The 12849-nt window shown below is 43.7% G+C and carries 11 protein-coding genes and 1 pseudogene; 2 read left to right on the forward strand and 10 right to left on the reverse strand.

Annotation, left to right across the window (positions count from 1 at the left end; translation table 11 throughout):
• Positions 1-28: 28 nt before the first annotated feature.
• Both OCV11_RS08925 and OCV11_RS08930 read right to left on the reverse strand, forming a co-directional pair.
• Positions 29-358: a YggL 50S ribosome-binding family protein gene (locus OCV11_RS08925; protein WP_261892331.1), complete on the reverse strand. Its 330-nt coding sequence runs from the start codon at positions 356-358 to the stop codon at positions 29-31.
• Positions 351-539, reverse strand: coding sequence for a hypothetical protein (locus OCV11_RS08930; protein WP_261892333.1), 189 nt, complete (start codon positions 537-539; stop codon positions 351-353). The genes OCV11_RS08925 and OCV11_RS08930 overlap by 8 nt, the downstream gene beginning before the upstream one ends.
• Before the next feature lie 586 nt (positions 540-1125).
• Here OCV11_RS08930 and OCV11_RS08935 point away from each other — a divergent pair.
• Positions 1126-3006, forward strand: coding sequence for a methyl-accepting chemotaxis protein (locus OCV11_RS08935; RefSeq protein ID WP_261892334.1), 1881 nt, complete (start codon positions 1126-1128; stop codon positions 3004-3006).
• Positions 3007-3575: 569 nt separating this feature from the next.
• Here OCV11_RS08935 and OCV11_RS08940 read toward each other — a convergent pair.
• The 6 genes and pseudogenes from OCV11_RS08940 to OCV11_RS08960 all read right to left on the reverse strand — a co-directional run bounded on the left by OCV11_RS08940 (position 3576) and on the right by OCV11_RS08960 (position 9797).
• The gene (locus OCV11_RS08940) at positions 3576-4715 is read right to left on the reverse strand and encodes a glycerate kinase (RefSeq protein WP_261892335.1); all 1140 of its coding nucleotides are present in this window, start codon (positions 4713-4715) and stop codon (positions 3576-3578) included.
• 12 nt (positions 4716-4727) lie between these two features.
• Entirely contained in the window at positions 4728-5996 is a 1269-nt protein-coding gene (locus tag OCV11_RS08945; protein WP_261892336.1) for a GntP family permease, read from the reverse strand.
• Between the two features lie 137 nt (positions 5997-6133).
• Positions 6134-6886 carry a PucR family transcriptional regulator gene (locus tag OCV11_RS08950; RefSeq protein ID WP_373332823.1) on the reverse strand — a complete coding sequence of 251 codons (753 nt, stop codon included), beginning with the start codon at positions 6884-6886 and terminating at the stop codon, positions 6134-6136.
• Positions 6860-7249: pseudogene (locus OCV11_RS25060) on the reverse strand (sugar diacid recognition domain-containing protein); the annotation flags it as partial. The pseudogene OCV11_RS25060 and the gene OCV11_RS08950, both read right to left, overlap by 27 nt.
• Before the next feature lie 439 nt (positions 7250-7688).
• Positions 7689-8669, reverse strand: coding sequence for an oxygen-dependent tRNA uridine(34) hydroxylase TrhO (gene trhO / locus OCV11_RS08955; RefSeq protein ID WP_261892339.1), 981 nt, complete (start codon positions 8667-8669; stop codon positions 7689-7691).
• A 276-nt stretch (positions 8670-8945) separates the two neighbouring features.
• Positions 8946-9797 (reverse strand): mechanosensitive ion channel family protein, encoded by an 852-nt coding sequence (locus OCV11_RS08960; RefSeq protein ID WP_261892341.1) that lies wholly within the window; start codon positions 9795-9797, stop codon positions 8946-8948.
• A 363-nt stretch (positions 9798-10160) separates the two neighbouring features.
• Here OCV11_RS08960 and OCV11_RS08965 point away from each other — a divergent pair, with 363 nt between their 5' ends.
• Positions 10161-11138 carry an L-lactate dehydrogenase gene (locus tag OCV11_RS08965; protein WP_261892343.1) on the forward strand — a complete coding sequence of 326 codons (978 nt, stop codon included), beginning with the start codon at positions 10161-10163 and terminating at the stop codon, positions 11136-11138.
• 175 nt (positions 11139-11313) lie between these two features.
• Here OCV11_RS08965 and OCV11_RS08970 read toward each other — a convergent pair whose 3' ends face one another.
• Both OCV11_RS08970 and OCV11_RS08975 read right to left on the reverse strand, forming a co-directional pair.
• Positions 11314-11646 carry a hypothetical protein gene (locus tag OCV11_RS08970; protein ID WP_261892346.1) on the reverse strand — a complete coding sequence of 111 codons (333 nt, stop codon included), beginning with the start codon at positions 11644-11646 and terminating at the stop codon, positions 11314-11316.
• 61 nt (positions 11647-11707) lie between these two features.
• A complete protein-coding gene (locus tag OCV11_RS08975; RefSeq protein WP_261892348.1) occupies positions 11708-12814 on the reverse strand; it encodes an adenosylhomocysteinase in 1107 nt (368 codons plus the stop codon).
• Positions 12815-12849: the final 35 nt, after the last annotated feature.

Here is a 12849-nt window from a genome sequence, read left to right on the forward strand (position 1 = left end):
TTACTGAATCTCACGAGTTAACGCGTGATTAAGCGTCTAGGTTAACGTCAACCAATTCGCCTACTTCAACATTGCTGCATTTACCGTTATTAGCAAACCATTGAGACACTGCGCTGCGGTCTTCTTCGCTTGGTGATTGGTAACGGCCTTGAGCAACAACGAAACAATCGAAACGGTTGTGACTTGCACCGCCGCCAATCATAAGGTCACGAGCTTCAACGAAATCAAGAAACTCATCGATAAAAGCATTGTAGTCAGCCGTGTTATCAATGCTCAATTCACAAGTAATGGCGAAGCCATATACGGCAAACTCTTCTAGGTAGAGTTTCTTTTTCAATCTGCGACTTCTGTTACTCACTTGTTTTCTCCTCGCCAACTGGCGTAAACATAAATGGGATAACCCCATCTATTTGTTGTAAAGAGCGGTTTGGCACTGCATAGATGCATCGACAAGCCAACTCTTTGTCGGAGGTACGTGCTATGTGTACCTCACCTATTTTAAAAAACGCGCCTATGTTAACCGTAATCGCTTCATTCATAAATCGATTCCTGCACTCTTTTCATAAGCTTTGCAACGCAAACGTTTCCATAAGAAAAAGGTCGCGAAGAACGATGAAAAAGCCACCAATCAACAAACCATTGATGGCTAGAAATATCCGCCATTATGAACACTCTTTCTGATATAAATTGTCACCACACATTGGGTAATATCTCCCTAAAAAGAAGTGCATTTTTTGCTCATTATTCCTACAGAGTTTCGATTATCGTTCCGTTTCAGTTATTGATTTTTGCCCAATTTTGGTGATCAAAATGGCTGAAAAATAACACATTAGCCATTGCTTATATTTATCCAAACCAATAAGAAATTTTAATGGATAGATAATGACTATATCTTCACTGCATATATCATGGGATTCTATATTATCGATTTAAAATAGCCGTTTTTATGTAAATTTTCTTTATTTACTAACTAATTATCTTGATTGAAGTCTCAATGTTGCATACATTATTGTCTCACATTTAAGCTCCATAATTATTGCCCACTGTCGTGTATTTATAAGAACAGAGAGTTATGTTTTGTTGTGGATTTCATTACCAAAAAGTCTTTTCTGAAATAGGAAAATCATGAGTGCTAAGAATAAAATCTTGTTGACAATTGGCGGGCTATTTATGCTCGTTATTTTATTTGTTGTAGGCTTTAGCTATCTCTCTTTTAGCAGTGCCTCAGAACAAAATTACACCGACAAGTTGAAACAAGAAGCGTCGCTTATTGCCTCTGGCGTTGAGCAAAAAATGTTGCGTAACTTTGATGTGCTAGACATGGCATCTCACGATATTGAGATCGATTCAAACGGCCAAGTTAATGTCGATAAACTATTGTCAACATTAAACTTTATGCAAGATAATTTTGCCATTGAAAGTTCTTTCTATGGTGATGTTAATGGTGATACTTACCGTATTCATGGCAAAATAGCAGGCTTTAATGCTAAAGATTCCGGACGTGAGTGGTACACTCGTATCATCGCAGGAGAAACCAAAGTTCTCACCACGCCATATAAAGCCACCTCCGGTAAATTAGTTATGTCACTCGTTGAACCCGTTAAACGAAATGGCAAAATTGCGGGTATTATTGGCCTTAATATTGACCTAGATGAAGTCACCTCTTACATCAATTCTCTTTCTGAAAAAGGCCAATTATTTGTTAACCGTAAAGACGGCTACATTATTTCTTCCCGTAATCCAGAAAATATCGGTAAAAATCTTTTTGAAATTCGCCCTAGTTACGCACAATATCGTAATCAAAGTGGCAGCAGTCTTAGTTACCAACAAGGTGGAAAACCCTATTTTGTGGTAAATGCTATTTCAAATGAATTAGGTTGGACGGTATGGAGTTGGGAAAGCCAAAATAATATTATGGCCGCTTCAAGCAGTAACTTAAAAATAAGCATTATGCTTGGATTGGTTGCTCTGTTGGTTTCCCTTGGCGTGGTATATGTGACGGTGATTCGTCTGATGTATCGTCCAATCGGTGGTGAACCGACCGCGATTGAAGAAATGGTGAAAAATACCGCAAAAGGTGATTTGAGTGTGTCTATCACAACTCATGGTCGTGAAGTCGGTATTCTTGCTGCCATGTTAGTGATGATTTCTAATTTGAAAGAGACCATCCAACACATTAAACAGTCTGCTAATACATTGGAAAACGCTTCGACTAAGATGTCGGATATTTCATCTCAGGTGAAAAGCAGCTCTGAATCGCAAATGGTTCAACTAGAACAAACAGCGACCGCGATGAATGAGATGTCGGTGTCTATTAATGAAGTGGCGCGTAATGCACTCACCGCTTCCGACTCAGCAAAAGAAGCCAATGCTTATTCTGAAACTGGCTTGAAAATCGTAAACGACATGAACCGCAGTATCGTTTCTTTGGTAGGCAACATTGAAGAAGTGGTTAAAGCGAACATTTCTCTTGAAGAATCAACCCAAAGTATCGGTAAAGTCTTAGAGATCATCGACGGTTTGTCAGAACAAACGAACCTACTTGCTCTTAATGCGGCCATTGAAGCAGCGCGTGCTGGTGAACATGGTCGTGGTTTTGCTGTCGTGGCAGACGAAGTGCGTAACTTGGCGAACAAAACCAAAGAAAGCACGACGATGATCAACGAAACGATCCAGCAACTGCAAAAAGAAGCGAGCCACTCTGTTGCGATGATGCGTGACAATATGAATGAAGCCCAAGTGACTTCGCAAAAATCACAACAAGCGAACGATGCTTTGGGTCAAATTCAAACTGCAGTGGCACATATCCTTGATATGAATACACAAATTGCAACAGCAGTTGAAGAGCAAAGTCATGTTGCAGCCGAAATCGGTACCAACATCGAAGAGATCAATGAGTTTGCTCGTTCAACTGTTCATATCTCTGATGACAACCACCGTCGCGCTGAAGAACTGACTGACATCGCAAGTGGTTTAACCAAATCGATTCAAATCTTCCGTTGGTAGAATTTCAATATCTAACAAATTGATTTAATTAGATTACGTACCAAAAGCCGTCACTCTCTATTAGAGGTGGCGGTTTTTTATTGGCAATGGCGACAGAAGATGACTTAAATATTGCTTGTTGCGCCATGTTCAATTTCCCAACCTCTCCCCTAGCCTTCCATTCTCCAGCCATATTCCATGTTTCGGTAATCATCTTGCCAATGCTGACTAGATAAATGTCGCACCCATTAACAGTAGACTTTATTCATAACTATCATAAGGTTAAGTGGAAAAATTTAATCTCCATACGAAAACAATACGTCTAACGAAGTGAAATACCCAAGCAATATAGAGTTGAGACACTAGTGGTTACTATCAAACCAGATGGAAGATAACCGTTGGATTAGTCACTAGATGGGATTGGCGAGCAACGCGAGTCATTCGAAGTTGGAATACTTAAGCGAGAATTGAGCTTACTAAAGCGTTAAATACATTTAACTTATTGAAATTAATGATGGGAAAATAAGATGGGCCTACAAAGGGTAGGCCCGAAGTGTCAACAAAATAAAATGTGGATCGTGTGGCTTTGTTTATTGCTTATTAAACATCACTAATAGCGCTGCCACATTGCGCGCCGTCAGTTCAAGGTTACTCGACGCATTTTCCAATGCGCTTTGTAAATCGGTCGCTCCTGGTACAACGTCGAAAACGGCATCGATACCGTAATCATGGACAACGGCACAGTCAGGAGACAAGCAGCCCGCAATACCAATCACTGGAATGTTGGCGGCTTTACATACTTTCGCGACACCACTTGGTGTTTTGCCATGAATCGTTTGGCTATCAATACGACCTTCACCCGTGATCACCACGTCAGCACCTTGAATCGCTTGTTCTAATTGAGTTGCCTCAATCACGATATCAATGCCCGGTTTCATGGTCGCGTTTAGCAAACCGTAAAGTGCTGCGCCAAGGCCGCCCGCCGCGCCTGCGCCTGGGATATTTTTCACATCAACGCCCAGTTGCTCTAATACCACATCGGCAAAGTGTGCAAGGTTAGCATCGAGACGAGTGATCATCTCTGGCGTCGCTCCTTTTTGTGGGCCAAACACATGGGAAGCCCCAGTTGGGCCACAAAGCGGGTTGGTAACATCACATGCAACTTCTAAAGTCACATTGGCTAAACGTGGATCGAGATTGGTGAGATCAATCTTGGCAAGTTTATCTAGCTCACCGCCGCCGTAACCTAATGAGTTACCCTCTTCATCAAGAAATTGGATACCTAATGCTTGGCACATGCCCATACCAGCATCATTGGTCGCACTGCCACCGATACCGAGAATCAGGTGATTCACTTTCAAATCCAACGCAGCTTTAATCAGCTGGCCGGTACCGAAGGTGGTGGTAATCAATGGATTACGATTTTCTGGCTCAGCAAGATGGATACCAGACGCAGATGCCATTTCAATCACAGCCGTGTGTGAATTTCCCATCAAACCAAAGTGCGCTTGAACCTGATTGCCCATAGGACCAATCACTTTGGCTTTCACGATAGAGCCTTGGCTTGAATCAATCAGAGATTGAACCGTACCTTCACCGCCATCGGCCATCGGAACTTTAACGATCTCGGCATTAGGTATGACTTTGCGAATTCCTCGCTCAATGCTGGCTGCCACTTCAAGGGCGGTTAAGCTCTCTTTAAATGAATCTGGTGCGATAACAATTTTCATCTTTTACTCCAACTACAGGCCAAACACGTTGAATACGCCAAACAGCAATACCGATACAAAGCTGATCATCAAACCGACCAGTGATTCATAAGGGACAAGTTTCAAACGTTGACCAATACTCATGTTCACTGCACCGCCTGTTGCATGGAAGAAGCTACCGTGAGGCATGTGATCCAATACTGTCGCGCCTGCATGAATCATCGCTGCGCCAGCCAATGCTGGTACACCCAATTCAAGAATAGTCGAACTAAATACGTTTGAAGCCACTGCCGTACCCGCGGTGGTCGATGCGGTAGCCAGTGACATCAATGCGCCTGAGAATGGTGCCAATAGGTAACTTGGTAAACCTAGGCCGCTTAACGTCGTGATAAGACCTGCTTTCAAGCCAGAGTTGGCAATAATGCCTGCCAGAGTACCTGTACCAAGCAGCATAATCGCTACTGGAGCCATGCGTGATAGTCCAGACACAGCAAACGCGTTGATCTCTTTGGTACGTTTCATTGCTAGTGCGCCTACGATGCCGCCTAAAGGTAAGGCAATCATAGGGTCGATATTAATGCCCGCGAGCGGACGTAGAGCCAAAGTGACAATCGCAACAATCGGAGCAAGAATTGCGCAGGCAAAATGAGGTAGAGAACCACGACTGTGATTGATAACTTCATGCTCTTGAACTTTATCGCCTTTGTTGACCAGTTTTCTGGCTAGCCAATACGCGAAGACCAGACCACACAGGCCAGGAATGATACCCGCCATCATCACTGAGGTCAGTGGTACATGAAACGCATCTGAAGCGGCAATCGCGTTTGGGTTAGGTGACATGACGTTACCCGCTTTACCACCACCAATCATCGCAAGCAAAATGGCGGTTTTGGACAAATCCGCACGACGACCAATCGCCAGAGCGATAGGCGCTACTGTGATAACAGCTACGTCAACAAATACGCCAACCGCTGTCAAAATCATAGTTGCGATTGCAAGCGCCAATAATGCGCGTGTTTCACCGACTTTGTTCACGATGGTTTCTGCAATCGAGGTAGCGGCGCCTGATTCAATCAATACACCTGCTAGCACGCCTGCAGCAAGGATACGCAATACGGCGGTAACAATACCTTGCGCACCATGAATCATGAGTTGCACAGTATCAACCAGTGAAACGCCACCGACTAAGCCACCGATAAGCGCACCAACAATCATGCCGTAGGCAGGTGGTACCTTTTTCAATATCAAAACAATGGCAACGATAAGGGCCGTGAAAGCACCTAATGTTGATACTTCTATCATGGTTATTCCTTCAATGGTGTAGGGTTTTATGCGATGCATGATATTGGCGGAGCATAAGAGTGCTCAATGTTCAAAGTGACATACAGTGGCACCCAAATGGATAGGACTTTTGTGTCATTGCACAATTAAGCTTGTGCTTATGCATAATAGTTAACGGCTGCGTACATCTTAAATAGATCATTTAACTTATTGAAATCTAAAGATGTTATCTCACCAATTCGAGTTAACCGATAACGAAGTGTATTTCGGTGAATACCCAACTTCTTGCATGTTTGTTGTTGATCACAATTCTGAATTAAGTATGTCTTGATTGTGAGAACTAAGCCTAAGGTTGGATCGGCCTCTTCTAAAGCGGTCAAAGGCGTGCGCAGCTGCTGTTTAATCCAAGGCGTATTCTCTAACGTTCCAAATTGATACTTGACGATATCGTCGCTGTAACACACCACTTTTTTGCGCGCATCCATACGGTTTTCGAGCGCTAAACGTGCCGTCTGATATGAGAGTGGAATCCCATCCAATTCTGGAAACTCACCGCCCAATGAGGCACGAATGGTGAGTCCTTTATGGCTTTCCATATAACGCACCAGTTCTTTAATCCATTGACTATTATTTTTATCACTATTTTTGAGCACCACAATTTCTCGTTTGAACATAGAAAATGTGCTCACTAATAGCCCTTTATCGTACATATATATTTCATCAATCAGCTCCTGAAATAATGTTGCTGTCATCATTTCTACGTTGCTAATTTTAATAATGGCGACCACTTTCCGCCCGGTTAAATCGTATTTGATAAATTGGGATAGATTATCAACGTAATCATTATCAGGATGATTGGGCTTGATCAGCAGTTCCAGCAGATCCTCTTTGTGTTTGCGATCAGTATGCAATTTAGACATTAGCTCGAGATTTTCCAAAATGAGCTCGGTTGCCATATTGACTAATTGGGCTAACTCTTCCACAACTTGTATTGGCCCACTGACACCAATGACGCCAATTATTTTGCTCTGGAAAATGATGGGAATATTGATGCCTTCTTTGGCACCTTTAATTCGCTCTGCGCCAAGCTTATCCAACTTAACCGCATTGCCGGTGCGCAATACTTCTACCGCCCCATCATGCACGGTATTAATGCGACTAGGGTCAGAAGATGCAACGATAATTCCTTTATCATTCATTACGTTAATCGGAAAACCAACGATAGCGTAAGAACGTTCAACAATTTTGCCAGCCGTGTATTCATTAAGCTGCATACCCACCTCTCATACTTGCTAAAACTGAATTTGGATACCCTAAAAACAGCGTGGATATCGTTCGATACCAAGCTTTAGATTCAAGCTTGATTTTTGCGGGGGTGGATAATAAACATTTATATCAATGACACCAACTTTATTTACACTTATTCGCAAATATATGGCGTGGTTTCGATCCACATCGAGAGAAGTGGGGCAAATATTTGTACTAATAGCGCTCAATGAGACACTGTATTCGATTATCCAAGATATTTACTCTAAATAGAGTAATACTTGTTCTAAATAAGCCCCACTATTAATATTTGTATTTATAAATATTAATAGTCATACATTTCTAGTGAAATTTATGTATGCCTGCTATTCCTATTCAGCGGTTACGTAATAAAAAATCCCCTCACATTACTGTAAGAGGATTTTTAAACTAGCTCAATTTAAGCGATTATTTGGCTTTACGCTGCTGCTCTTTACGTGCCAATTTTTCTTGGCGACGCTGCAAAATCACATCGTCGGCGGCTCCGCCTACATGTACTTCACCGCGCTGAGTAGCCAATTGCACTTGCTTTTCCCGTTCACGAAAACGCGCCTTTTGCTCGTCACTGTGTTTATCAAAACAGTGTGGGCAGCTCACCCCTTTTTCGTATTTTGGTGACAGCGTATCTTCATGCGTAATCGGTAAACGACAGGCATTACACATATCGTAAGCGCTTTTCTCAAGCTGGTGATTAACAGCGACACGGCCATCAAACACGTAGCAATCACCCTGCCATAGGCTCTCTTCTTGCGGTACTTCTTCAAGATACTTAAGAATCCCGCCTTCTAAGTGATACACCTCGTCAAAGCCCTGCTCTTTAAGAAAAGCCGTGGATTTTTCGCAGCGGATGCCACCAGTACAGAACATCGCGACTTTTTTGTGTTTGCTCGGATCCATATGTTCAGCAACATACTGAGGAAACTCACGAAACGATTCTGTTTTAGGGTTCACTGCGTTTTGGAACGTGCCAATCGCAATTTCATAGTCGTTACGCGTATCGACCACAAACACTTCTGGATCAGAGATCAACTGGTTCCACTCTTGTGGTTTTACGTAGGTGCCCACCACATGGCGTGGGTCAATGCCCTCGACACCTAAGGTAACGATCTCTTTTTTCAGTTTTACTTTAGTGCGATTGAACGGCTGTTCGCTATCAAACGACTCTTTGTAAACGATGTCAGCCAAACGAGCATCGGCTTTAAACCATGCCAGCAAAGCATCAATACCTTCGCGGCTTGATGCGACTGTGCCGTTAACGCCTTCATTCGCCAGCAGCAAAGTGCCGCGGATTTGATGCTCTTCCATCAATTTTTTCAGTGGCTCACGAAGTTCAACATAATCTTCAAGGCGTACAAACTTGTACAGCGCGCACACTACGTAATCAGTCATTTTCTTACCTATTGGCGCACAGGAATCGGCTCCCGTGCTCTTTACTTCATTGTGGCGAAGTATAGCTTAGCGCCGCAGCGACAAACACGGACAGTTGTTACGGTTAAAGGCTAATTTCGGTTAAAAATGGAGATAAAAGTAAAATATTTTAATAAGTTAGGTAGAAAGGCGTGATAACAAAATCCTTGTAACTGGATTACATCAGCACTGCGTGACAGAGGAAAAGACGTTCGACCGAGAGAAAAAAGCCGCTCTCGATGAGAGCGGCTGATGATTTTAATTCAGAGTAATGCCTTCTTTACTCTCTTTATTGGTGACGGTTAGGTGCACATCACGTTGTGGGAATGGGATAGACAGACCCGCCTCTTCAATTTTTGGCTTAATCTGGCGTTGAATACTCCAATAAGTATCCCAGTATGTGTCCACGGTACACCAAGCGCGAAGCTGTAGGTTCACGGAGCTGTCGGCCAACATCTGCACCATCACTTTAGGTGCTGGATCTTGCAGTACAGCTTCATGGCTAAGAGCAAGTTCTTTAAGTACATTTAAACCCGTTTCGATGGAATCTTCATAAGAGATACCAACGGTAATATCCATACGACGGCGGCTATTACGAGTATAGTTTTTAATGGTTGCGCCCCAAACAATGCGGTTTGGACTCGAAATATATAGGCCATCACCGGTTTCCAAGATAGTGGTAAATAGCCCAATATCACGCACGCTACCGGAAAAGCCAGCAAACTCGACAAACTCACTTTTCTTAATTGGCTTAAGAATCAGGATCATAATCCCTGCCGCGATATTACTTAACGTATCTTTAAGCGCTAAACCAATGGCTAAACCAGTGGCACCCACTAACGCCACCAAACTGGTGGTGTTCACGCCAAACAGGTCAAGAATAATCACTAAGGCAAGGAGATAAATCGCATACGACGACACTTGGGAAAACAGTCGTGAGACGATTTCGTCGCCGTTACTGATTTTCATAAAACTCGCCATAACCGCTTTACGGATTAACTTAGACATGACAACGGCGACAAACAGTATCACCACCGCAAGAACTAAGTTTTTCAGCGTTTCAAGAATGACCAGCTGATGATTGGTATAAAAATTAATGATTGCGTCCATAGTTTCTCCAGAAATCTTTAAGACAGTACGAAGCATTATTGTCGTTTCTCTCGCGCTTCGTTAATGATTCAACAACACAATATTAAGCATATCTGATATAGCTAAGGATAAACACCATGGCTTTCACGCGGTTATCCCCTCCCTTCAAATGAGTTGCACCTTTACTCATTCCCTTCGGACTCTTTGAGCGTTCGATGTACTTAAGAGTTTACACCTACTTGTCGGCACAAAATTCACGACAGCGCTGCGCTTTGATGTGATTCAGTTAACATAACAGCCGTCTGGGCACGCCGATGCCCATCGCAAAGGAATGAACCTAGTGGCTAAGTGCCGCTCGGTTGCAAAAGAATTACAGGAGCAAAAATGAGCTTAAGTCAAAGTAAATTGGCCATCATAGGTATGGGCAATGTTGGCTGCGCCTTGGCACACCACCTTACGATTGGCAATCTATGTGATGAGTTGGTACTTATCGATCGCCTCCAACAAAAAGCATGGGCAGAAGCTGAGGATTTAAAACATTCACTCGGTTTTTCTGAAAACCGCATGAGTATCTACGCTGGTGATTACAGCGACTGCAAAGATGCCGATATTGTGGTGCTCTCTGTTGCCGCACCGTATGTTGATGGTAATACCCGCCTCGATATGCTTGATAAAGCCACCCGTATCGTCCAAGACATTGTGCCGCAAGTGATGCAAAGTGGTTTTGCCGGAATCTTTATTGTCATTACCAATCCCGTCGATGCCCTCACCTATTTGGTACATAAGCTTTCAGGCCTTCCTGCCCATCGAGTGATTGGCACGGGGACATCATTAGATTCTGCGCGCTTGCGCCATTTTCTTGCTGATACTATGGGCGTTGACCCACGTAGCGTTGAAGCCATGTGCCTCGGCGAACACGGGGATTCACAAATGATTCCTTGGAGCCAAGTGACTGTCGGCGCTAAAAAATTCAGCCAGATACTGCACGATAACCCAGAACGCTTGAAAGGAATTGATATCCACAAGGTACAACAAGAGATTAGCCAAATTGCTTACCAAATTGTTCGCTCTAAAGGCGCGACCAATTTTGGGATTTCAGCGGTAGCAGCAAGAATGGTGAAAGCGATTGTGCGCGATGGCAATATCGTGATGCCTGCATCGGTGATGCTGAATGGTGAATATGGTGAGTCAGACGTCTATGCGGGCGTCCCTGCAGTGATCACCTGTAATGGGATTAAAGAGCTAGTCACTTACCATCTTGATGAGCATGAATTAGCAGAATTTAAGCAATCGCTCGCGCTACTAAAACGAGTTAACCAACAGATGATGGCCTCATTGAATCAAGAAGAAGCCTGCCAATAGCGTACTTGCCAAGATCGGTAGAGACTGATCTTGGCTAATATATCTTCACTAACATCGACAATAGGTTCTGCTTTGCCTTAGTGAGTCAGTTTAATGAGTAGCTGACTTATCATCGTCACGAGAAAAAACTGTCGAGAATAAAAATGCCAGTCAGGCTCACTGGCTGGTATTTTTCTTATAATTCAATAGTCAACAAGCAAAACAGCGCCGCAGGGATACTGGATAAAAACAGTTTCAGGCAGACATTTAGTTTGCTGGCTTGCTGCTGATCATCCACTCTTTGTAAGTTTTTCTCACCCACCACTTGAATGGTCGAACCGCTACCGGGTTGTGCCAGATAAATAAGCGTGGTTAGCAGCCAAAACCAAACCATGAGAACAAACGAATAATCCGCAGCACCATTTAAGGTGAACAAATGGGTGTAATGAGTCACCGTGACCAACGCCAATAAAGAAAGCACATTGGCGACACAGATGAACAGCATTACCTTAACCGCGGTATTTTTCATGTTACTTATCCACTCTCATGGTTCTATTTATTGACAACAAGCTTCTTAATCGTCGCTTTGCTTACAGCACGGGCATCCAAGCCGACTCAGGTAAAAGATAAACACCGGCTTCATGATCTGCGCCCGCCCCCACGATATGGCCGATTCCTGATGCCATGACAGCCAAAGTAACATCAAAGGCATTGAGGCTGTCGCCAAAACCAGCGGTTAAGTTAAACATCGAGCCATCGGCAAGTAAGTAAACCGTCTTGCCATTGAGTTGATAAGCATCGATGTAAGGCATAGGTTCACTGTGCTCAGCATGAGATTTAAGGTAAGCCACATCAATCTCTTTCGCAACATGGCCCACATTGAGAATAAAGACGCCATCTTGCATCGCTTCAAGATGCTGAGCGGCTATCACATCGTGCGCGCCAGTTGCGGTGGCAAAGACATCACCGTATTGCGCTGCATCACTCATCGCAACGACTGGCCACCCATCGTATTTTGCTTGTAGAGCGCGGGCTGGATTGGTTTCTACAATCTGCACTTGACCACCATAAGCTTTCGCCGCTGCGGCAGTGCCCTGACCAACCAAGCCATAGCCAATCACAATCACCACTTTTTCATGCAACGTGAGATGAGTGGTTTGGAAGAAAGTATGCCAAGCCGTCAATCCCACCATATGGCGATTATGTAACCCCTCTTTGACTGGCAAATCATCCCAGTTAAAGATAGGGTAACGCGGTGCGACATTACCTAAACGGCTGATGCCGGAACCAGTAGCTTCCAAACCAGCGATGATAGCGGGACCATGGTCTTTTTCATGCAATCGAGTGGTTAAGTCAGCCCCCATTTCACACAAGTGAGTTGGCTGCCATTCAAGCGCAAGATCAAAGGATTTGGACCACTCTTCATCGCTCATATTGCGCCATGCATGCCCTTGAGCACCTTTTGCTTTGAGGTATTCCACTACTTCATCTTGTACTGTGGTTGGATTACATGTGGTGAGATAAATGCTCGCCCCTTTGTTAAGCAAACCTTCCACCAGCGGAATCATTTTTAAATCCAAGTGCATATTACAAGCGAGGCGAACCCCTGAAAGATCAGGTAACGCATCAACAGTATGTCGAGTACGGGTCATATGCAGTGCGGTCCAATTCAGTTCCGCTGCGAAATCCTTATACATGGGGGCTCCAATCAAATGACATTCAAAATGGCTTT

The organism is Vibrio porteresiae DSM 19223 (assembly GCF_024347055.1).
Taxonomy (GTDB): domain Bacteria; phylum Pseudomonadota; class Gammaproteobacteria; order Enterobacterales; family Vibrionaceae; genus Vibrio; species Vibrio porteresiae.